The sequence below is a fragment of the Brevundimonas vesicularis genome, from assembly GCF_900445985.1.
GTDB classification, from domain to species: Bacteria; Pseudomonadota; Alphaproteobacteria; order Caulobacterales; family Caulobacteraceae; genus Brevundimonas; species Brevundimonas vesicularis_D.
Genome location: NZ_UAQP01000005.1, coordinates 145,534 through 166,608 on the forward strand (window position 1 = coordinate 145,534; position 21,075 = coordinate 166,608).

Genomic DNA, 21,075 nt, shown 5'->3' on the forward strand with positions numbered 1-21,075 from the left:
CCTCCATCCGGCGCCTAACTGCCGGGACGACTGCTTTTGGAAAGCAGTGAGGTGGCGTTCCGCACGATGTTGGCTGCGCGGGATGGATCGAACTCGCCGACTGCGTCGTAGCTGACACGGATGATGTCCTCGCCATAGGCAAACGCGATTGTGCAGGTCAGATCGCAGCTCTCAAAAGCAGGGTTGCTGGTTGACAGCGGGCGCCAGGCGGTCTGCATCGCCGCCGTCGCATAGCGTTCTGCAGCACTGAGCTTATCCCTCGGTATCGGCGTCCGCAGAGCGGTCGAGACGCCATCTGCACGGCTTCCGATGACGCCTGATGGCCTGTCGTTCGCAATGACGAGGACCTGAAAACGTCGACCAGATGGATTGCAGGGCGATAGGTCTTCTTCGTCCAGATCAGTGGCGATGTGGACGCGCGACACGTTATCTGGATTTGAAAGCGGACAAAGGACGGGCTTGTTCGTAGAGCTCCGGTCACTGCCGCAGGCGCCAATCAGCAGCGATGCGCCTATCATCCAGAGCCAAGTCTTCACGAGGCTATCCTCTGTCATCGACAATCACCTTAGGCGGTCATGCCGGTGCTTCAAGCCTCAACCGTCGCAGGCGGCGCTTCACTCGGCTGCGGATCCAGCGACCCTGCCGCCACCATCACCGGCAACCGGATCATCACCGCCGCGCCTTCGCCCAGGGTGCTGTCGATGGTCATGCGGCCGCCGTGCAGTTCGGTCAGGCTGCGGACCAGCGAAAGGCCCAGGCCGGTCCCTTGCGCCTTCTGATCGGCGCCGCCGGCCTGTTCGAAGGGGCGGCCCAGGCGTTGCAGGTCCTGCGGGGCGATGCCGACGCCCGTGTCGGAGACGGCGAGATCCAGGTCCGGCCCGTCGGCGTCCAGGGTGATGGTGACCGAGCCGCCGGCCGGGGTGAATTTGACCGCATTGGACAGCAGGTTCAGCGCCATCTGCTTCAGGGCGCGGGCGTCGGCGCGGACCTTGATCGGCTCGGACGGCAGGACGGCGGCCAGCTCGACCCCCTTGTCGTCGGCCTGGAGCCGGACCAGGGCGACGGCGGCGGACACGGCGTCGCGGGCGTCGAACGTCTCCATCGCCAGCTGGTAGCGCTCGGCCTCGATCTTGGACAGGTCCAGGACGTCGTTGATCAGGTCCAACAGGTGGCCGCCCGCCTGGTGGATGGCGTCGGCGTAGCCGGCGTAGCGCTCGGGCAGGGGGCCGAACAGCTTCTGGCGCATGATGTCGGCGAAACCGATGACGGCGTTCAGAGGCGTGCGCAGCTCGTGGCTCATATTGGCCAGGAAGCGGGTCTTGCCGGCCGACTGGGCCTCGGCCTCGACGCGGGCGGTCTCCAGCCCCAGCTCGCGGGCGAACTGGGCCGTGCCGTCGAACGCCTGGGCGATCAGGCGCGGACGGTCCGTCTCGTGCTGGAACGGGCCCAGGATCATGACGACCCGGCGGTCCAGGGCAATGCGCGGGGTGAACTGGACCTCGACCGACTGGCCCGACAAGGCGCGGGCCAGGGCCGCGGACACGGCCGGGCGGTCTGGCGCATGCACGGCCGAGATAAGGCCCTGTTCGGTCAGGGCCAGCACCGACAGGGCGGGGGGCGGCGTGCCCCAGGTCGCGACCGCGCGGCCCGAGGGATCGAGCAGCAGGGTCAGGGCCGGCTGATCCTCCAGCAGGGCGGCGATCCGGGCGGCCTCGTCCTCGGCTTCGGCCAGACGACGCTGGCGCGCGCTCCAGGTCAGGCGCATTGCGGCGATGATCGCGCCCATGGCCAGCAGGCCCGAGACGGCGGCCAGCAGCGGGCCTTGCGCCTCCGCCCCGTTCAGCCAGGTCGAGATCAGCCCCGCCATCAGCGGCAGGGCCACCGCAAAGGCGCCCATCCGGGTCAGCCGGTCGGCGCCGACGCGGGCGTGATCGAGGGCGATCCCCGCCGCCAGCGGCGTCAGGATCAGGCCGGGCAGGGCGCCGGTCACGCCGCCGGTCAGGCCGGCTGAGGCGGTGGCGGCCAGGATCCAGCCGCCCATGACGGCCAGCCTCAGCCCCACGCTGTCACGCACCATCAGAACGACGCCGAACACGCCGGGGAAGGCCATTAGCAGCAGGGCGGCCAGCGGCGCGTCCTTCAGCCCATCCATCATCTGGGCCGCCAGCGCCGTCAGGGCCACCGCCACCGCCCAGATCGCGTGCCACAGGGCGACCAGCGGGGCGCCCAACGCCGCGTCGTGCGTCGGGTCGTCCTCGTATCTGGCGTGGGCGTCGGGTTTCAAGAAGGGCGGGCCATGGGTTTCATCTGCGCCCAGACTAGGGCTGCGGCTGAGTCGGTGCGAGGCCGCTCCCCCCTGAGGCGAACCCCATTGCGGCGTTCACCATGAATATCGGGGGACAAAACGGCCGGTTGTCGTTAACGGCCGCGCGGCCTATCTGGCGGCGCATGACCGACCGCACGCCGCCGACCGACACCCTGGACCAGACCCTGGCCGAACTGGCTGAGGATTTCGACCTGCTGGGCGATTGGGAGCAACGGATCGAATACGTCATCGAACTGGGCAAGGGGCTGGCTCCGCTGGACGAGGCCGACCGCATCGAGGCCAACAAGGTGCCGGGCTGTGCCGCCCAGGTCTGGCTGGCGACGACGCAGGACGACGGGCGGCTGTGGTTCGCCGCCGACAGCGACAGCGCCCTGTCCAAGGGCAATATCGCCCTGCTGCTGAAACTCTATTCCGGCCGCACGGCGGCGGAGATCGTCGCCTTCGACGCCCGCGCGGCCCTCGATCGGCTGGGCCTGCCCTCGGCCCTGACGCGCCAGCGCGCCAATGGCTTGAACAGCATGGTCGGCCGCATCCGTGAGGCGGCGCTGGTGGTTCAGTAGTCGGGGGTTGCGAGGGCCGCTGGCGGCGATGGACTATTCGGACCGCGAGCAGAGCGACAGCGAGGAGCGCCGCTGTTCCTGTTGGCCACCATCGTCCTGACCAATCTGCTGTCGATGGCGCTGCATGTGCCGCCGCCGCCCGAGGCGACCGACCTCAGCCGCATGGTCTATGCGTCCCAGCAGAACCTGGTCCTGTTCCGCTCGCTGGCCTTCAGCCTGATCCCGCTGGTCGCCGCCGTCACCCTGCTGCGCCACGAGAAGAAGCGCATCAGCCGCGAAACCCTGCGCGCGCCCTTCTATGCGCAATGTTATCTCGCCGCCGTCTGCGCCGCCTTCGTCTCGGCGGGCGGGGCCATCTTCCAGCGGCCCGAACTGCCCAATGCGATCGGCGCAGCGATCATGATCGTCGGCGCGGCCTGGTTCGTTATCGTGCAGTCCCGTTGGTTCGCCCGGCGGCTGAACGTCTTAAAGGGGCGCGGCGCCGTCATCGCCGTCCTGGCCCTGATCCGGGCGCTGATCTACCTTCCGGCCATCCTGATCCCCATCGCCCTGATCTGAGCGGACAAGACAGGGTGGAATGAGGGTGCTGTGCCTCAGATCATACCCTCTCACGTCTGAAGGTCTCGTCGTTGAAAGCAAGTGTGTCCGGCGACGGGAACAGGATTTCCTGGCCCTGGAACGGGACCAGTTCGACCCTGACGCCAGTGGCGTCGGTTAGCGGGTCGGCGACGGCGGACAAGACGCCGATGGCGGCCGTCAAACGATTCTGGTCCACCCCGATCCGCATGGTCCCAAGCGCCTCGTTTTCGTAGGTTCCGGCGTAGGCTTGAGGCGGTTGCGGTAGAGACCAGGGGCGTGCGGCGCGCTCTCTCCGGCTGCGCGCGACAGCCTGGCGTCGGCCATCGCGACGGGCGACAAGCGTGTCCAGTTCGGCGGCATAGGCCGTCTCCAGATCGGAGCGACCTTTCAGCCGATCGTAGGCGTAGTTGGCGATCAGGTCGGCCATGTCGCCGCCGAACAGATCTTCATTGATCAGCACCGCCACGCCGATGCGCCGATCGGGCATGAAGGAGACGTGGGCGCGCGATCCGGCGAAGTTGCCGAAATGATGGATCAGCCGGTCGTCGCCATACCATCCCGTCTGCCATCCGAGCCCGTAGCCGTCCCGGCGATAGGGCCCAAAGGTCGTCTCCTGCGCGACCTGCGGCCGATGGGTCGAGGCGACCAGCGGCCCAGCCTCGATCTGTATCGCCAGCCACCGGGCCATGTCGTTGGCGGTGGACATCAATCCGCCCGCCGACTGCATGGTGTCATCGACCTTTTGAAGAGGACTGACGACCGGGTCGCCCGCCCGATCTGCGAAATGCCCGACCGCCGTCACGCCCCGACGGCGCGCGTCCGATACCCAGGCGGTGGTCTGCATCATGCCCGCCGGGATCAGAACCTCGTCTCGCACCATCAGCCGCCAGTCGCGGCCGAAGCGTCGCTCCAGCAAGGTCGTCGCCAGATTGTAGCCGGCGTTGGCGTAGCGGAACACACCGTGCGGCGCGTCCGGCCTTTTGGTGGTGCGCGCCAGAAGGGCTTGCATCATCGCTGGGGTGTGGTCGCCGGAATAGGCGGCGCGAAACGAGATGGGACCGTTGTCCACGCCCGAACGATGGCTGAGCAGGTCGGTCAGGGTCACGGTCGTCGCGATGTCGGCGGGAAGCGGTGTGTCGCCGATCCAGTCCGCCAGCGGCGCATCCAGATCGACCTCGCCTCGCGAGGCCATCGCCGCGAGGCCGAGCGCGGTGAAGGATTTGGTCGCCGAGGCAATATAGAAGGCGGTGTCGGCGTCCACGCGGCGACCCGATCGGATGTCGGCTACGCCGTGGCCGGATACAAGAACCGGCCCGTCTTCATTCACCACTGCCAGCGCCAAGCCGGGCGCGGTCCCGAGACGTCGCATCGCCTTTCGGACGAAGCTCTGAATGTCATCGGCCGCCGCCTGGGTTGCGATGGGGCGGGCCATAGCTTGACCGGCGTGCAGCGCCGGGGCGCAGAGGCCTGCGATCAGTAGGTTGCGGCGGTTTACGGTCATGGTGCGGGGTCCCTTTCCCGCCTAGAGGCCGTCGGTCGCCGGATTGGATGCGTCGGGACAAAAACAGGATGCAATCTGTGCACTTCACCCGATCCCATAGTGATCCGCCAGCGCCTGGAGCGCCTGTTTCAGGACGGTCTTGCCCTGGCGGCGGCGGAGGCCCAGGCCCGTTTCGGCCAGTTGCAGGCTGTCGCCGTGGATGCAGATGCGGGTCAGGATGGGGCGAAGGCGCGGGCCGACGGCGGTCAGCGCCTGTTCGACGCGGCGGGCGGCGGACAGGGCGCGGTCGGTCGGCTCCATCCGCGCTGCGGTTCCCGAGCCGGAGGTCGGCAGGGCGTCCCAGCGCATCGTGACCGACGCGCCCTTGGTCGCCTGTTCCGCCTCGCGCCGCAGCCGTTCGCCGGCGGCGGCCTCGGCCGGGGTCAGCCAGGGGCGGCCGGACGCATCCTTGCGCCGCGCCAGCCAGGCGATGGGGCTTTCGCCCAGATTGGCCCGTGCGCGGACCATGCGGCCGTCCGGCTGCATCAGGTCACGCTGGCCCGCCACGAAGCCGGGACGACCGGGGGCGGGGGGCGGCGTCGTGTCCGGCTGGGCGCGTCCCGACCAGCCGCCGCCGGGTCGCACGCGCAGGCCGGGCTGGTCGATCAGGGCGCGGAACTCGGTCTCGGTCAGGGTCAGGCTGATGCGGCTGCGGCGATCGGGCGACAGGCGCAAGGCATAGGCGCCGCCCTCGGCCGACAGCCAGGCGCCGGGCTTGGCCATCAGATCGCGCGCGCGTTCCAGAAGCCGGCTCATTGCGGCAGCTCCAGGCGGGGCGACGTATACAGGCCCTGGATGCAGCCTTCGAGGTCGTTCATCAGGTCGTCGATGCTGCGCCGTTCGCGCTCGTCCTCGACCCAGCGGCAGGCGGCGCCGACGCTGGCGCGATTGACGCCGAAGACGTGGCCGACCCGCTCCAACGTCCAGCCATAGGCGACATGAGACAGATACATGGCCAGCCAGCGCGGGCGGGCCGCGCGCGGGTTCATCCGGCCCCGGCCGGTCATCTGCGACGGATGGGCGCCCGTGCGCGCCGCGATCAGATGAATGGCCAGCCCGGCCTTGACCTGATCCTCCTCGGTGACCGGCACCCTGTAGTTCTCCAGCACAAAACGTCTCCCTCTCACGAACGCTAGACGTCGGCATCATAGGCGGCCGCGACGTCGCGATAGGAATATCGTCCTACTGTGCGCCAAAATCGGTCGTGGCGCCTTAACCGCCTTGAGGTTGCGGGTGGTACGTTGTGCTTGGTGAGTGGTGAGTGGTGAGTGGTGAGTGGTGAAGAGTGAGGGGGGAGCATTCGTATGCGCTCTTTCGGCGTCGCCCACTCACGAGTCACGCATCACCACTCACACTCCAGGCCGCCCAAACATGGTTAATAAATTTCCAATCATTGACTCCAGCCCCTCGACGCCGATTCGCAAATCAGCCTAGATTCGCCTCAATTGGATGGCGTTAACCCTTCTTAAGGTTTTCACGTCTTAACTTGCGAACAAGGTTACCCGGCCGTGTGTCAGGGTGGTTACCGCAAAGCTTTTGCCTGGAGGGGCACGTATGCGCGTCCTGTTGATTGAAGACGATCACGCAACCGCCCAAAGCATCGAACTGATGCTGAAGTCGGAAGGCTTCAACGTCTATACGACGGACCTGGGCGAGGAAGGCATCGATCTGGGCAAGATCTATGACTACGACCTCATTCTTCTTGACTTGAACCTGCCGGACATGAGCGGCCTGGAAGTCCTGCGCCAGCTGCGCGTCGGCAAGGTCAACACCCCGGTCATGATCCTATCGGGCAGCCACGAGATCGAAACCAAGGTCAAGACCTTCGGCGGCGGCGCCGACGACTATATGACCAAGCCCTTCCACAAGGACGAACTGATCGCGCGCACCCACGCCGTGGTCCGTCGCTCCAAGGGTCACGCCCAGGCGATCATCCACACCGGCGAGATCGCCGTGAACCTGGACGCCAAGACGGTCGAGGTGAACGGTCACCGCGTCCACCTGACGGGCAAGGAATACCAGATGCTGGAGCTGCTCTCGCTCCGCAAGGGCACGACCCTGACCAAGGAAATGTTCCTGAACCACCTGTACGGCGGCATGGACGAGCCCGAGCTGAAGATCATCGACGTCTTCATCTGCAAGCTGCGCAAGAAGCTGGCCACCGCCGCCGACGGCAAACACTATATCGAAACCGTCTGGGGCCGCGGCTACGTGCTGCGCGACCCGGCCGAGGGCGTCGTCACCGTCGCCGCCTGATCGACCTTCGACCCGCGATTTCGAAACGCCCGCCGGTGACGGCGGGCGTTTTGCGTTGAGACCCTACTGACGCTTGGCCGGCATGTCGCGGCCGCCCTGGTGCAGGACCAGGCCCTCGACGGCGCCGGCGGCGTTGCGGGTGAAGGTGATCTGGGCGTCGACGGCGGTCAGGTAGAAGGCGTCCTGGGCCTCCGCCGTCAGTTCGAAGGCGGGCTGGCCGGTGGCCTGAGCCATCAGCTTTCCGTCCACGACCGAGATCGTCAGGGCGAAGGTCGGGGCCAGATTATAGACGCCCTCATAAGCCTTCAGCACCTCGGGCGAGAGGGCGACGGCGCGGCGTTCGCTGGGCAGGGTGACGGTTCCGCCGCGCGCCAGGGTGACCAGGGCCGCGCCCAGCTTGTCGGGCGCCTCGCCGTTCAGATTGCCCAGGACGATGACGGCCGTCCGGTCGCCCGGGTCATATGCCATATAGGTGTTGAAGCCCTCGATGCCGCCGTTGTGCCAGATCAGACGCTTGCCGTCGGCCTCGGCAACCACCAGCCCCATGGCGTAGCCGTTGTGCACCGGCGTGGTCAGGGCGGTCATGGATTGGGCGTTCAGCAGCCGCCCGCCGAACAGGCCCTGTTCCCACTTCAGCAGGTCGTGGGTGGTCGAATACAGGGCGCCGGCGCCGGTGGGGATGGTCATGTCCACATAGTCGGCGTTGACGACGCCGTCGGCGCCCGGCGCATAGCCCGAGGCGCGGCTGGGCAGGATCACGTCGTGGCGGTCGTAACCGCTGTCGCTCATGCCCAGCGGCTGGAACAGATTGGCGTTTACGAAGTCGGCGTAGGTCTGGCCGCTGACCGCCTCGATGATGGCGCTGAGCAGGATATAGCCCGAGTTGGAATAGGCGAACCTTGATCCGGGCGCGAAGTCCAGCGGCCGGTCGCGGAACCGGGCGATCAGCTGCGGCAGCGTCGCGGGCCGGGTCTTCTGGGCCTCAAAGTCGGAAAAGGCGGTGAAGTTGGGCACGCCCGCCGTGTGGCTGAGCAGATGGCGCGGGGTGATCGCGTCCCAGGCCGCCGGGGCGTCGGGCAGCCAGGTCTTGATCGGCGCATCCAGATCCAGCTTGCCCTGCTGGTTCAGCAGCATGACCGCGACGGCGGTGAACTGTTTCGACAGGGAACCGAGGCGGAACTTCACATCACCGTCGTTGGGGATATTCCACTCGCGATTGGCCAGGCCGTAGCCCTGATCCAGAAGGATGCGACCGTCGCGGGCGACCAGGACGGAGCCGGAAAAGGCGTCGGCGTCGCTGGAGGCGCGGATCACCTGGTCCATGCGCGCCGCGTCCTGGGCGGCGGCCGGGCGGCTGGCCAGCGGGCTGAGCGTGAGGGCCAGGGCGCTGGCGGCCAGCAGCAGGATAGCCGGACGGCGGCGGGCGAGGAACGAATGAGGCAAGGGGCGGTCTCCTGAACGCGTCACGCTAACGCTTTCAGAGAGAGGCGGCGAGCGCGGCGTTCGGATGCAGGCGCCGCGACCTTTTTGTCAGGGCTGTCGGAAGGTCAGGGTCGCCTCCAGCCCGCCGCCGTCGGCATTGGCGAGCGTCAGATGGGCGCCGGCGCGTTCGGCCATGCGGCGCGCGATGGTCAGGCCCAGGCCGGACCCGCCGCTGTCGCGCGAGCGGGACGGATCGAGGCGGTAGAAGGGCTCGAACAGCTTCTCCAACTGATCGGGCGCCACGCCGGGACCGTGGTCGCGCACGATCAGGCGCACCGCATGGTCGTCGCGCACGCCGCTGACGGCCGCGTCGCCGCCATGGCGGACGGCGTTGTCGATCAGATTGGTCAGGCAGCGGCGCAGGGCCTGGGGCCGGGTCGGCACGACGGCGTTGCAACCCTCGGTGAAGACGACCGGCTGGCCCGCCTCGGCCGCGTCCTCGCAGATGGCGGACAGCAGCGCGTCCAGATCGACGGGTGTCACGGCTTCGACCGTGGTTTCGATCCGGGCCAGGTCCAGGCCTTCGCGGACCAGATGCTGCATGCCGGCCAGGTCGCTGATGAACTGGGCGCGCAGGGTCTCGTCCTCGATCTTTTCGACGCGCAGCCGCATCCGGGTCAGGGGCGTCTGCAGGTCGTGGGCGACGGCGGCCAGCACGCGGGTGCGATCCTCGATCAGGGCCTTCAGCCGGGTCTGCATGGCGTTCAGGGCGGCGGCGGCTTCGCGGACCTCGCGCGCGCCCTCCTCGACCAGGGGCGGGCGGTCCAGATCGTGGCTGAGGGCGACGGCGCCCTGGGACAGACGGTTCAGCGGCCCGGCCGCCAGACGCGACGCCATCCAGCCGGTCAGCAGCACGGCGGCGAGCCCGGCGAACAGCAGGGCGGCGGCCTCGCGGCTGAGCGTCCAGGGGCGCGGGGCGGGCGGCAGGCTGATCGCCACCGGGACAGGCGCGCCATTGACGGGCCGCAGGACCAGGATGCGGCATCTCAGACGATCGGTCGCCGCGCCGCACGCCCCGGCCGAGGCCTCGAACGCCTTGACCGAGACGCCGTCCACGCCGCGCCGCTTCAGCGCCTCGGCGACCGCATGGGTCAGCGACGGATCGGGCGCGCCCAGCCTTTGGCCCGCCGCATCCGGCAGTCCGTCGGTCAGGCCGACGGCGGGATCGTCGCTGGAGCCGGCCAGGTCCACGATCCGTTCGGCGGTGGTGAAGTCATGGGCTTGGGACAGGCGATGGCGATGGTTCAGGCCCAGGGCGGCGAAGGTCACGCCCGCCGCCAGCAGGGCGCCGACCAGCAGCAGCAGGAACAGCCGCGTGGTCTCGGCCTCGGCCCGGCCTTGGCGGGTTCTCACGCTCGCCATGTCACAGGCCCCGCCAGCATATAGCCCAGGCTGCGCACCGTGCGGATCAGGGCCGGGGCCTTGGCGTCGTCGCCCAGCTTCTGGCGTAGGCGGCTGACCCTCAGGTCGATGGCGCGGTCGTCGGCGTCGGCGACGGTGGACAGGGCGCGGATCCGCTCGCGCGACAGGGGCTTGCCGCCGTTCCTGACCAAGGCGTGCAGCAGGTCGAAATCGGCGCCCGACAGCGGGGCCAGCCGCCCGTCCGGCGCCGTCAGCGCCCGCGCGGCGATGTCCAGCGACCAGCCGGAGAAGTCGGCGTGTCGCCCTTCGTTCGTCGTCGCCTCGCCGCCAGTGCGGCGCAGGACAGTGCGGATGCGGGCCACCAGCTCGCGCGGCTCGAACGGCTTGGCCATATAGTCGTCCGCGCCCATCTCCAGCCCCACGATCCGGTCGATGGGATCGCCGCGCGCCGTCAGGATGATGACGGGAGTCTTGGACGCCGCGCGGATGCCGCGACACAGCGACAGGCCGTCCTCGTCCGGCAGGTTCAGGTCCAGCACCACCAGATCGACCGGGCCGGCCTCCAGCGCCGCCTTCATCGCCCGGCCGTCGGCGGCCTTCACCGTGCGAAACCCGTGCTGCTCCAGATGGTCGGACAACAGGTTTCGGATCTCGCGGTCGTCGTCGACGACCAGAAGGACAGGGGCGGCGGAGGTCTGGGACATTGGCGTGTGGCGGGCGGCAAGACGCGCGATCTGTCGTCCTGTCTCATGGCCAAAGCGCGGCGGATACAGTCGGACACAATTCTCTTCGCCGACGATACGCGGCGACACCGACCGGCCCCGAACCGGCCGGACGCGGGTCGGAAACAGCAGTTGTCCGACACGAGGCCGGACGCCAAACCCACAGAAAGACCCGCCATGAAGTCCTTCCGTTCCACCGCCGCTTTCGGGGCCGCCGCCCTGGTGATCCTGACCAGCGGCGCAGCCTTCGCCGGCACGCCTTCGGCCCCGTCGTCGGGCGCTCATGCCCGCCCCGCCGCCTCCGCCCGTGCGCATCATCGGGTCAGCCACGCCCGCACCCACCGCGCCGTGACGCCCGCCAAGAAGAAGTAAGGCCCGACGCCTTGCTGGTCCTGCCGGCGTCCCCGGCCGGCAGGATCCCCGACACGCCTGAGACTTCGACCTTCAAAAGAAAGACATCGACATGAAATCCTTCCGCACCGCCGCCGCCGTTTCCGCCGTCGCCTTCGTCGCCCTGACCAGCGGCGCCGCCTTCGCCGGCACGACCCCGGCGCCCTCGACCGCCATGACCGCCCGTCCGGCCGCGACCGCTTCGGCGACGACCCCTGCGCCGTCGGCCCGCGCCCCGCGTGCGCACCGCCGGGGTCATCAAGCCCAGGCCCAGACCTCGGTACAGGCGCCGGCCGCCGCGACCGCCAAGAAGAAGTAAACCGGCCGCCCCCTCCGGTTCGCACAGGAACGCCCGGCTGTCGCAAGACGGCCGGGCGTTTCCGTATTCACAAGCCTGTCGTCAGGCGGGGGTCTTGAAGCCTGCCGCTATGGCGGCCGCCATCGGATTGGGACGGCCGAAGCTGTCGAAGGGCAGGGGCTTGTCCCGGCCGTCGTCCTTGTCGCCCTGGCGATACCAGCTGTCGGTGTCGCGCAGGCCCCAGACGGTGAAGGCGAACTGCTGAGCCCTGGGCAGGGTCGCAAAGGCCGAGGCCAGTTCGGTGACGCGCGCGCCCTGGGCCGCGATCCGGTCGGCCTGGCTGCGGAGGTCCAGCCGGTTTTCGGTGCGCAGGGTGCAGTCCAGCTCCGACACATGGATCGGCAGGCCGAACTGGCTGATCTTGCGCATATAGGCGGCGATGAGGCCCTCGGGGATGTCGATCCACAGGTGGGATTGCAGGCCCAGGCCCTGCAGCGGACAGCCGGCCTTCAGCAGGCGCTCGACCAGTTTCAGGAACTGTGCGCCCTTGGCCGGCACGCTTTCCTGATTGTATTCGTTGAGAAACAGGACGGCGTCAGGATCCGCGATCCGGGCCTTTTCGAAGGCGCGCAGGATATAGCCGTCGTGGCCGTATCGCGCCGACCAGTGACAGTCGCGCATCCCCGAACCATCGTCCAGGATCGGCTCATTGACCACGTCCCAGCTGCGGACCTTGCCGCGATAGCGGCCGGCGACCGTGGCGATATAGCCGTCGAAGGCGCGGTCGAAGGCGGCGCCCGACAGGCCGGCGAAGGCCTCCTTGCCTTGGGCGTACCAGATCAGGGTGTGGCCATGCATCGCCATGCCCTCAGCCTGGGCGAAGGCGGCGATACGATCCGAGCGGTCGAAGTTGGGCCGGTCCAGGCCGTCGGCCAGGATGTATTCCATCTTCATCTCCCACTCGGGCGTGAGTTGGGAGACGTTGGCGCGCGCCAGGGCGACCCAGTCCGGGTCGTCGATCTGGCTGGCCTTGATCGCCGTGCCGAAGGGGGCGGGGGCGATGGACTTCAGCGGGGGGACGTTGGGCGGCGACGGCTCCGCCGAGGCGAAGCGGTCGCAGGCGGCAAGCGCGAGCGGGGCGGCGAGGATTGTGCGGCGACTGAAATCCTCCCCCGAAGAGCGCAGCGGAACGGGGGAGGGGGACCGCGAAGCGGTGGAGGGGGCGACCTCAGACTCGATCTGAACAGGGCGAGCAAGAACCGACGACGACGGTCCGTGCGACGTCCGCCCCCTCCACCACGCTACGCGCGGTTCTCCTCCCCCGCGATGCGAGGGAGGATCTTTGGAGTCAGACCGCACGCTTCCGCAGACCCAGCTCGTCGAAGGCGGCGGTTTCGCGCTTGGCGAGGGCGATCAGCTGGTTCAGGCGCGTGGTCTCGGCGACGTGTTCGAACTTCTTCAGCTCTTCGAACGCGCCGGTCAGGGCGTCGCGGGCGCCGGCTTCCTCGGCGTCCAGCACCGACAGGTCGCCTTCGGCCGCGGCCTTCCTTGATTTCCAGCCGTTCAGATAGGCGCCCAGCATCATGCCGGCCTCGGCGTCCATGCGGGCGCGGTTGCGTTCGCCCTCGGCCTCGGCGTCCAGCACGGCGATGCGAAGTTCGGCGCCGGCGCGGCGTTCGGCGATCTCGGCCAGGCGCTTCTGCAGCGTCTCGACCTCATAGTTGGAGATGCGGATCAGGGATTGGGCCCAAGCGGTCATCTAAATCATCACTCCCTGATCATGCCTTGGTTCAGGATTGCTTCCAGCCGGGTAAAGGAATCGGAAAGACGCGTCGCATCGTCCTTGTCCTGACCCAGAAAATCTTCCAGCGCGGGGTTCAGCGCGATGGCCCGGTCCACGATGGGGTCGGCGCCGGTGCGGTAGGCGCCGATCTTGATCAGCTCTTCCATATTGGCATAGGCGCTCAGGCACTGGCGGGCGCGCTTGTTCAGCTCGCGCTCTGGCGGGGTCTGGCAGGCGGGCATCGTGCGGCTGACGGACTTCAGTACGTCGATGGCGGGGAAGCGGCCACGCTCAGCGATCTTACGATCCATGACGATGTGGCCGTCCAGAATACCGCGCACGGCGTCGGCGATCGGCTCGTCATGGTCGCCGCCGTCCACCAGGACGGTGAACAGGGCGGTGATGGGCGCCGCCGTCGTGCCGTCGGGCCGGATCGGGCCGGGACCGGCGCGCTCCAGCAGCTTGGGCAGTTCGGTGAAGACGGTGGGGGTGTAGCCCTTGGTGGTCGGGGGCTCGCCGGCCGCCAGCCCGATCTCGCGCTGGGCCATGGCGAACCGCGTTACGCTGTCCATCAGGCACAGCACCTCCAGGTCTTGGTCGCGCAGATATTCGGCGATGGCCATGGTCATATAGGCCGACTGACGGCGTTTCAGGGCCGGTTCGTCCGAGGTGGCGACCACGACGACGGCGCGTTTCAGCCCCTCTTCGCCCAGGGTTTCTTCCACGAACTCGCGCACCTCGCGGCCCCGTTCGCCGATTAGGCCGACGACGACGGCGTCGCAGGTCGCCTCCTTGGCCAGCATGGACAGCAGCACCGACTTGCCCACGCCCGAACCGGCGAAGATGCCCAGGCGCTGGCCCCGGCAGGTGGTGGTGAAGACGTCCATGGCCCGCACGCCCAGGTCCAGCCGCTCGCCGACCCGGCCGCGCGAATGGGCGGGCGGGGGCGGGGCGCGCAAAGGGTAGGGGGCGGGGCCCTGCGGCAATGGTCCCTTGCCGTCGATCGGCTGGCCGAAGGCGTCGATGATGCGGCCCAGCCAGGCGGTCGTCGGGCGCACGCTGGCGGCCTGGTCGATGATGCGGATGTCGGCGCCGGGGGCCACGCCCTCGACCGGACCGAAGGGCATCAGCAGGGCCTTGGAATCGCGGAAACCGACCACCTCGGCGGGCAGGGGATCGTGGCCGCGCCGTCCGATCTCGGCCCGGGCGCCGACGGCGAGGCGCGACAGGCCGCCGCGCGACTCGATCAGCAGGCCCGACACGCCCGCGACCTTGCCGGTCACGACCAGCGGATCGATCGCTTCGACGGCGGCGACGAGATTGCGCAAAAATCAGACCCCAGGAACAGGGCTCAACAGATGCGGCAACGTGGTTAACGACCGATGAAGCGCCGACGCATCCTGGCAACCTGATCCGCAAAAGTACGTAAGCGTTGCAACTCAGGCGAGAAACCATTTTTCAATGATTGGACGCGCTAATGTTGCAACCGAGGCGGGCGGGGGTCTGCCGATAGCGAAGAGGTTGGGGCCTATGTTCGCGCATAAATTCAAGTCGTCGGAAGCGCACGGTCGACTGGCTGATCTGAACGGAAAGCTGGAGGCCATCGGCCGGTCGCAGGCGCTGATCGAGTTCAATCTGGACGGAACGATCATTGACGCCAATGCGAACCTGCTGAACACGATGGGCTACAGTCTGGAGGAAATCCGCGGCGAGCATCACCGCAAGTTCATGGACCCGGTCGAGGCGGAGTCGCCCGACTACGCGGCCTTCTGGCGCGAGCTGAATGCGGGGCGGTTCCTGGCGCGCAAGTTCCGGCGGATCGCCAAGGGCGGGCGCGAGGTCTGGCTGCAGGCCTCCTACAACCCCGTCTTCGGACCCGACGGACGGCCGGTGAAGGTCATCAAACTGGCCATCGACATCACCGCCGACGAACAGGAGGCCGCGCGTCGCGAGGCCGAACGGGTCGAGGGGGAAAAGGCGCAGGCCTTGCTGGTGGACGCCTTGGCGGGGGTGCTGAACAAACTGTCGGCCGGGGATCTGACCGCGCGTATCGACGCACCCATGCAGGGCGCGCACGTGAAGGTGCGCGACGACTATAACTCAGCGGTCGAAAGCCTTCGGCAAGCCCTGGATCAGGCGTTGCGCGCGGTCGAGGGTCTGAGGGGCGGGGTCAGCGAGATTTCGGGCGCATCTGACGACCTGGCGCGACGCACCGAACGTCAGGCCGCCAGTCTGGAAGAGACGGCGGCGGCGCTGGACCAGATCACCGCCACGGTGAAACGCAGCGCGGAGGGCGCCAAACAGGCGTCGACGGCGGCCGTGGGCGCCCGGACCGAAGCCGACCGCTCGGGCGAGGTGGTGCGTCAGGCGATCGCCGCCATGGACGGCATCAAGCGCAGCTCGACCCAGATCAGCGACATCATCGGCGTCATCGACGAGATCGCCTTCCAGACCAACCTTCTGGCCCTGAACGCCGGGGTCGAGGCGGCGCGGGCGGGCGAGGCGGGACGCGGCTTCGCCGTCGTGGCGTCCGAGGTGCGGGCCCTGGCCCAACGCTCGGCCGAGGCCGCCAAGGAGATCAAGATCCTGATCACGACGTCCGGCCAAGAGGTGGCGCAGGGCGTTCGTCTGGTGGACGAAACCGGAGAGGCCCTGTCGGCGATCACGGTCAAGGTGGCCGAAATGGACGCCCTGATCTCGGAAATCGCCAGCTCGGCCCAGGAACAGGCCGCCGGATTGAGCCAGGTGAACACCGCCATCAATCAGATGGATCAGCTCACCCAGCAGAATGCGGCCATGGTCGAAGAGACCACGGCGGCGGCGATGAGCCTGAAGAACGAGACCGAGCAACTGGCGCATCTGGTCGAACGGTTCGAGACCAGAGAGGCCTCCGCGCCGGCCCGCGTCCACGATCTGTCCAAGGGCGCCGAACCCGTCTCGCTGGACCGCGAGCGTGCTCGCGTCCGCGCCTATGCCGGCGGCGGCGGGCTGTCGGCGGCCCTGACACAGGACTGGGAGGCGTTCTAGGGCGCGCTGGGCTCCAACTCGATCTTCGCTTCTCGCGTCGTCGCGATCGCGCCGACCGAGGCGGCGACGATGGCGGCGATGGCGAGCCATTGCTGGCCGGTCAGATGCTCGTGCAGGATCAGAAGCCCGGCCAGGGCGCCGACGGCCGGCTCGGCGCTGAGCACCACGCCGAAGGTGCGTTTGGGGATGCTGCGCAAGGCCACCATCTCCAGCGAATAGGGCAGGGCGCTGGAGAAGATCGCCACCGCCACGCCCGCCAAGATGATGGCGGGGTTCAGCAGGGCGGCGCCAGCATGGGCCACGCCGAGCGGGACGACGACCATGGCCGCCACGCTCATGCCCAGCGCCACCGACTGACCGGCGTGCAGGTGCGACAGCCGCTTGCCGAAGACGATATACAGCGCCCAGCACAGGCCGGCGAAGGCCGCCAGCGCCATGCCGACAGGGTCCAGCGCGCCGGCCCCGGCCTTGATCGGCAACAGCAGGACCAAGCCGACGACCGCCAGACCGATGCAGGCGAAATGGATGGGCTTTCGGGAATGGATCAGGGCCAGGGTCAGCGGCCCCATGAACTCGATGGCGATGGCCAGACCCAGCGGAATGGTGCGCAGGGCCATGTAGAAGCTGAGGTTCATCGCCCCCAGCACGACGCCGTAAAGCGCGATGGCGCCCAGGTCCGCGCGGGCCAGACGGAACCGCCAGGGCCGGAACACGGCGACCAGCAGAACGGCAGAAATCCCGACGCGATAGGCCGAGGTCCCCTCCGCCCCGATCACCGGAAACAGCGTTTTGGCGAAGGAGGTGCCGCACGCCAGCGTCACCATGCCCGCAAACAGCGCCAGATAGGGGATCAGGCGCGCCGCCAGCGGCGAGTTCAGATGGGTTTTCAGGGGCAGCGACGTCATGGCGTAAAGCTAGCGTAACGCCGCTTGCGCTTCCCGGCGATTTTCCGCTTGAATGCGACGGAAATCGTCACTGGAGACCTCGTAATGACGAATTTCGTCACGCTCGACGATTTCGACCATAAGCTGCTGATGCGGGTCCGGCGCAACAATCTGGAGCCGGCGCGGGTGACGGCTGAGGCGGTGGGCCTGTCGGAATCCGCCGTCCTGCGCCGCCTGCGTCGCTTGCGGGCCGAGGGCGTCATCGCCGCCGACGTCGCCGTGATCGACCCGGCCAGGGTCGAGCCGCGCATCGTGCTGCATGTCCAGGTCGAGATGAACACCCAGGACCGCAAGGTGATGGACGCCTTCCAGCGCGCCATGAAGGCCAGCCCGGAGGTTCAGGGCTGCTGGGATGTGACGGGCGAAACCGACTATCTGCTGACCGTCGCCGTGCGGTCCATGCAGGACTACGAGGTCTTCGGCATCCGCGAACTGGTCCCCGAAAAGGGCGTGTGCGGCTTCAAGAGCATGATCGTGATCCGCGAGGTCGTCGGCTTCGACCCCGCCCGCGCGGTGCTGGAGCGCTGAACCGTCAGAACAGCGGCACGGTGACGCGCAGGGAGACCACCACGACATCGTCCGCGTCGCGCACCCCGCCCGGATTGCGGATCAACTGGATGTCGGGCTGGACGCCGAACCGGCCGATCGTGTCGGCATAGGTCAGTTCGATCCCCTCTTCGTGGCGGCTGGGATCGAGACCCGTGTCGGCGATGTTGGCGCGCGCCTTGTCCGACAGCCAGCCCTGGTGGATGCCGAAGGACAGCTGACCGTCAGGACGGGCGGCGAAGATGCGCTGCATCAGCAGCCCGGCCTGCCAGCCGCCCTTGAAATCCGTGGTGTCGCCATCCGACAGCCCCAGACGCGTGAAGCCGTCGATACGCGGACCCTCCTCGGCGTCTCCGAAAAGCTTGCCTTCCAGCAGGGCGTAGGCGCCGTGGGCGCGGCTTTGGGCGGGATCGCCGTCGGGGGTCAGGTCGCGGATGTCGTCTTGACGCTGGTCGTAGCGCCAGACGCCCACGGCGTAGCGGATCGGGCCGCTCATGCCGGCCTCGGCGATGCCCAGCACCCCTTCGTCCAGGCTGGTGTCCACGCCGCCGCGATCGCCCAGAGTGCGGGCGTCCGCGTTGACGACGGCGACCTGACCGTAAGGTCCCTTGGCCTGTCCACCCGAAGGCGCGCCGCCAGCGACGATGACGGGAAGATGGCCGGGCCGTTCGGGCCGGTGGAGGCCAGTTCCGACCCGATGCCGAAGGGCGGCGCGATCAGCAGGCCGGACGCCTCGGTGGCGTAGAATTCGCTGTTGAGATCATACAGGCCCGCCAGCAGGGAGGCCGAGCCGCCCAGATCCTGTTCGATCCAGGCCTCGAACAGGCGCGCTCCCTGCTGGGCCACCTCGATATTATCCACGCCCTGTAGCGTGCCGGCCAGGGCGTTGGGTTCGCCCCCGCCATTGTACAGGCCCGACATATGCAGCCGAGCCCCGCGCCAACCCACCGCCTGTTCGAGGTCGCCGTCCAGCGTGACCGACAGATTGTCCAGATAGCGGCCCGCTCTGGTCGCTGCGCCCGAGACGACGCCCGACACATCGGCCGTGTATTCCGCCGCCACCGTCCAGGAGGGATCGGCGACGCGGGCCGCAGCCGGAACGGCCGTTAGAGCGAGGCCTGCGGCCAGAACGGCGAGCAGGCAGGCGGTCTTCCGTGGCGTCGCATTCTGCATGCCAGGTCTCCTTCTTGTCGGAGACCTTCGTAATCCGAAAAGATGAAGAACGACCTTATCGTCGCCGTCGCCTGCCCTGACGCGACGGAAGCGAAGCGTTAACCCTGGTTCGTCTATCGCTGCTATACGCATCATCTAGGAGCGCGGCCATGATCTGGACCATCGGCAAGAAGGTCACGGCGACCGGGATCGGGGTGCTGCTGCTCTCCGTCGGCACGGCCAGTGTCGGACTGATGGTGAACACCCGGCTGAGCGAGGCCCTGGACCGCGCGGCCGTGTCCGGCGAGGTTCTGCGAAACCACATGCAGGCCGACATGATGCACGACGCCCTGCGTGCCGATGTCTTCGCCGCCTTGCTGTCCGCCGATCCGAAGAACGGCGTCGCCCTGGATGATGTCCGAGCCGCCCTGAGCGAACATCGCGCCACGTTTGAAAAGGCGATCACAGACAACACGGCCCTGGCGACGGACCCGGCCATCAAGGCGGCGCTGGAATCGGTTGATGCGCCGCTGAAGACCTATGTCGACGCGGCCGGCGAGGTCGTGGATGCCGCCGGGCGGGACCCGGCGCAGGCGCAGCGAATGATGCCGGCGTTCCTGACGCAGTTCTCGACCCTGGAGACCGCCATGGGGGACGCGGCCGACAAGATCGAGGCGGCGGCGCTGAAGAACCACGACGCGGCCGAGGCGACGGCGGTCGAAGGGCGGCTGATCATGATCGGCGCGGTGATCCTGAGCCTGCTCATCAGCATCGGCCTGATCCTGGGCGGCGTGCGCGGCCTGGTGGCGCCCATCCGACGGCTGACCGGCGGCCTTCGCGCCATGGCCGAGGGCAAGACCGAGGTCCATCTGGGCGAGGCGCGCCGCAAGGACGAGATCGGCGACATCGCCTGCGCCGTGGTCGATATTCAGGCCCTGATCGTCAGCCGCGCCCAGGCCGAGGCGGCCCAGGCGGAACAGCGACGTTTGAGAGAAGATGAAGACCGCGCCGCCGGCGACCATGCGCGTCAGGCCGCCGCGCGCGAGCAGGCCACGGTCGTGACCGGCCTGAGCCAGGGGCTGGAGGCCTTGGCCGGCGCGGATCTGACCTACCGCATTCAGGATCCGTTCCCCAGCGCCTATGAGCAGCTTCGCGCCAACTTCAACGCGGCGCTGGACGGGCTGCAGCAGGCCATCGGCTCGATCGCCGCAAACGCCGGAGCCATCAACGCCGGCGCCGGTGAGATCGCCCAGGCCGCCGACGATCTGTCGCGTCGGACCGAGCAACAGGCCGCCAGCCTGGAAGAAACCGCCGCTGCTCTTGACCAGATCACCGCCACCGTGCGGGCGACCGCCTCCGGAGCCGTTCAGGCCGCCGGCGCGGTCCAGGCGGCGCGCGGCGACGCTGACAAGAGCGGCGCTGTGGTCCGCGACGCCATTACGGCCATGGGCGAGATCGAACGCTCGTCCAACGAGATCGGCCAGATCATCGGCGTGATCGACGAAATCGCCTTCCAGACCAACCTCTTGGCCCTGAACGCCGGGGTCGAGGCGGCGCGGGCCGGCGAAAGCGGCCGGGGCTTCGCCGTCGTCGCCTCCGAGGTCCGGGCCCTGGCCGAACGCTCGGCCCAGGCCGCCAAAGAGATCAAATCCCTGATCACCCAGTCCGCCAGCCAAGTGGAATCCGGCGTGCGTCTGGTCGGGGAAACGGGCGCCAGCCTGGAGCGGATCACCGCCCATGTGGCGCAGATCGAGACCCTGGTGACCGACATTTCCGGATCGGCCGCCGAACAGGCGACCGGGCTCCAGCAGGTCAATACGGCCGTCAACCAGATGGACCAGATGACCCAGCAGAATGCGGCCATGGTCGAGCAATCCACCGCAGCCAGCCATTCCCTGTCGCAGGAGGCCGGCGGCCTGAACGCCGCCGTCGCGCGCTTCAAGGTGGGGCAAACGTCTCAGCGCCAGCAGCGCCCGGCGCCCGCACGGCCCGCCCCATCGCCGGCGCCGCGCACGGTCACCGCCATGAAGACGCTCGGTCGCGGCGGCGCAGCCCTGGCGCCGACCTCCGACGCCGACGGCTGGGAAGAGTTCTAGCCGAGGCGGCTC

20 protein-coding genes and 1 pseudogene are annotated in these 21,075 nt (G+C 68.4%); 8 read left to right on the plus strand and 13 right to left on the minus strand.

Annotation, left to right across the window (positions count from 1 at the left end; translation table 11 throughout):
* Positions 1–14 precede the first annotated feature (14 nt).
* Together DT343_RS17155 and DT343_RS00845 are read right to left on the minus strand one after the other, a co-directional pair.
* Positions 15–536, minus strand: coding sequence for a hypothetical protein (locus DT343_RS17155; protein ID WP_146756699.1), 522 nt, complete (start codon positions 534–536; stop codon positions 15–17).
* 50 nt (positions 537–586) lie between these two features.
* Positions 587–2,284 carry a sensor histidine kinase gene (locus DT343_RS00845; protein WP_112861382.1) on the minus strand — a complete coding sequence of 566 codons (1,698 nt, stop codon included), beginning with the start codon at positions 2,282–2,284 and terminating at the stop codon, positions 587–589.
* 164 nt (positions 2,285–2,448) lie between these two features.
* Here DT343_RS00845 and DT343_RS00850 point away from each other — a divergent pair, with 164 nt between their 5' ends.
* Both DT343_RS00850 and DT343_RS00855 read left to right on the plus strand, forming a co-directional pair.
* The gene (locus DT343_RS00850) at positions 2,449–2,886 is read left to right on the plus strand and encodes a SufE family protein (protein WP_112861383.1); all 438 of its coding nucleotides are present in this window, start codon (positions 2,449–2,451) and stop codon (positions 2,884–2,886) included.
* Positions 2,887–2,967: 81 nt separating this feature from the next.
* A complete protein-coding gene (locus DT343_RS00855; RefSeq protein ID WP_112861384.1) occupies positions 2,968–3,444 on the plus strand; it encodes a hypothetical protein in 477 nt (158 codons plus the stop codon).
* A gap of 40 nt (positions 3,445–3,484) precedes the next feature.
* Here the strand turns inward: DT343_RS00855 and DT343_RS00860 are convergent, their stop codons facing one another.
* The 3 genes from DT343_RS00860 to DT343_RS00870 form a co-directional block, all read right to left on the minus strand.
* The gene (locus tag DT343_RS00860; RefSeq protein WP_112861385.1) at positions 3,485–4,966 is read right to left on the minus strand and encodes a serine hydrolase domain-containing protein; all 1,482 of its coding nucleotides are present in this window, start codon (positions 4,964–4,966) and stop codon (positions 3,485–3,487) included.
* Between the two features lie 84 nt (positions 4,967–5,050).
* Entirely contained in the window at positions 5,051–5,761 is a 711-nt protein-coding gene (locus DT343_RS00865) for a DUF6456 domain-containing protein (protein ID WP_112861386.1), read from the minus strand.
* Positions 5,758–6,114 carry a chromosomal replication initiator DnaA gene (locus tag DT343_RS00870; RefSeq protein ID WP_112861387.1) on the minus strand — a complete coding sequence of 119 codons (357 nt, stop codon included), beginning with the start codon at positions 6,112–6,114 and terminating at the stop codon, positions 5,758–5,760. The genes DT343_RS00865 and DT343_RS00870 overlap by 4 nt, the downstream gene beginning before the upstream one ends.
* Before the next feature lie 445 nt (positions 6,115–6,559).
* On the opposite strand from DT343_RS00870, the gene ctrA reads away from it, so the two are divergent.
* Positions 6,560–7,261 carry a response regulator transcription factor CtrA gene (gene ctrA, locus DT343_RS00875; protein WP_017505852.1) on the plus strand — a complete coding sequence of 234 codons (702 nt, stop codon included), beginning with the start codon at positions 6,560–6,562 and terminating at the stop codon, positions 7,259–7,261.
* Between the two features lie 63 nt (positions 7,262–7,324).
* Here the strand turns inward: ctrA and DT343_RS00880 are convergent, their stop codons facing one another.
* The 3 genes from DT343_RS00880 to DT343_RS00890 all read right to left on the minus strand — a co-directional run bounded on the left by DT343_RS00880 (position 7,325) and on the right by DT343_RS00890 (position 10,809).
* Entirely contained in the window at positions 7,325–8,704 is a 1,380-nt protein-coding gene (locus DT343_RS00880; RefSeq protein WP_112861388.1) for a serine hydrolase, read from the minus strand.
* A gap of 87 nt (positions 8,705–8,791) precedes the next feature.
* On the minus strand, positions 8,792–10,105 hold the full coding sequence (locus DT343_RS00885) for a sensor histidine kinase (RefSeq protein WP_112861389.1): 1,314 nt from the start codon (positions 10,103–10,105) through the stop codon (positions 8,792–8,794).
* Positions 10,093–10,809 carry a response regulator gene (locus DT343_RS00890; protein WP_112861390.1) on the minus strand — a complete coding sequence of 239 codons (717 nt, stop codon included), beginning with the start codon at positions 10,807–10,809 and terminating at the stop codon, positions 10,093–10,095. The genes DT343_RS00885 and DT343_RS00890 overlap by 13 nt, the downstream gene beginning before the upstream one ends.
* A 195-nt stretch (positions 10,810–11,004) precedes the next feature.
* On the opposite strand from DT343_RS00890, the gene DT343_RS00895 reads away from it, so the two are divergent.
* Both DT343_RS00895 and DT343_RS00900 read left to right on the plus strand, forming a co-directional pair.
* On the plus strand, positions 11,005–11,199 hold the full coding sequence (locus DT343_RS00895; protein WP_017505846.1) for a hypothetical protein: 195 nt from the start codon (positions 11,005–11,007) through the stop codon (positions 11,197–11,199).
* 91 nt (positions 11,200–11,290) lie between these two features.
* Positions 11,291–11,536 (plus strand): hypothetical protein, encoded by a 246-nt coding sequence (locus DT343_RS00900; protein ID WP_091748534.1) that lies wholly within the window; start codon positions 11,291–11,293, stop codon positions 11,534–11,536.
* An 81-nt stretch (positions 11,537–11,617) separates the two neighbouring features.
* On the opposite strand, the gene DT343_RS00905 is transcribed toward DT343_RS00900, so the two are convergent.
* The 3 genes from DT343_RS00905 to fliI are packed head-to-tail and all read right to left on the minus strand — an operon-like array spanning position 11,618 to position 14,626.
* Positions 11,618–12,874: an endo-1,4-beta-xylanase gene (locus DT343_RS00905; protein ID WP_258522461.1), complete on the minus strand. Its 1,257-nt coding sequence runs from the start codon at positions 12,872–12,874 to the stop codon at positions 11,618–11,620.
* Positions 12,864–13,274 carry a hypothetical protein gene (locus DT343_RS00910; protein ID WP_055803572.1) on the minus strand — a complete coding sequence of 137 codons (411 nt, stop codon included), beginning with the start codon at positions 13,272–13,274 and terminating at the stop codon, positions 12,864–12,866. Before DT343_RS00910 ends, DT343_RS00905 begins: the two co-directional genes overlap by 11 nt.
* Before the next feature lie 8 nt (positions 13,275–13,282).
* Positions 13,283–14,626, minus strand: a complete 1,344-nt coding sequence (gene fliI / locus DT343_RS00915; RefSeq protein ID WP_055753010.1) for a flagellar protein export ATPase FliI — start codon at positions 14,624–14,626, stop codon at positions 13,283–13,285.
* A 202-nt stretch (positions 14,627–14,828) separates the two neighbouring features.
* On the opposite strand from fliI, the gene DT343_RS00920 reads away from it, so the two are divergent.
* Positions 14,829–16,325, plus strand: coding sequence for a methyl-accepting chemotaxis protein (locus tag DT343_RS00920; protein WP_112861391.1), 1,497 nt, complete (start codon positions 14,829–14,831; stop codon positions 16,323–16,325).
* Here the strand turns inward: DT343_RS00920 and DT343_RS00925 are convergent.
* The gene (locus DT343_RS00925) at positions 16,322–17,230 is read right to left on the minus strand and encodes an EamA family transporter (RefSeq protein WP_112861392.1); all 909 of its coding nucleotides are present in this window, start codon (positions 17,228–17,230) and stop codon (positions 16,322–16,324) included. The two genes, DT343_RS00920 and DT343_RS00925, sit on opposite strands and share 4 nt — an antisense overlap.
* Before the next feature lie 84 nt (positions 17,231–17,314).
* On the opposite strand from DT343_RS00925, the gene DT343_RS00930 reads away from it, so the two are divergent.
* Complete coding sequence (locus DT343_RS00930) at positions 17,315–17,797, plus strand: Lrp/AsnC family transcriptional regulator (protein WP_112861393.1); 483 nt, start codon at positions 17,315–17,317, stop codon at positions 17,795–17,797.
* Between the two features lie 4 nt (positions 17,798–17,801).
* Here DT343_RS00930 and DT343_RS17965 read toward each other — a convergent pair.
* Positions 17,802–19,123, minus strand: a pseudogene (locus DT343_RS17965) (carbohydrate porin).
* Between the two features lie 14 nt (positions 19,124–19,137).
* Between DT343_RS17965 and DT343_RS00940 the strand changes: the two are divergent.
* Positions 19,138–21,063: a methyl-accepting chemotaxis protein gene (locus tag DT343_RS00940; protein WP_112861394.1), complete on the plus strand. Its 1,926-nt coding sequence runs from the start codon at positions 19,138–19,140 to the stop codon at positions 21,061–21,063.
* The last annotated feature ends 12 nt before the right edge of the window (positions 21,064–21,075 follow it).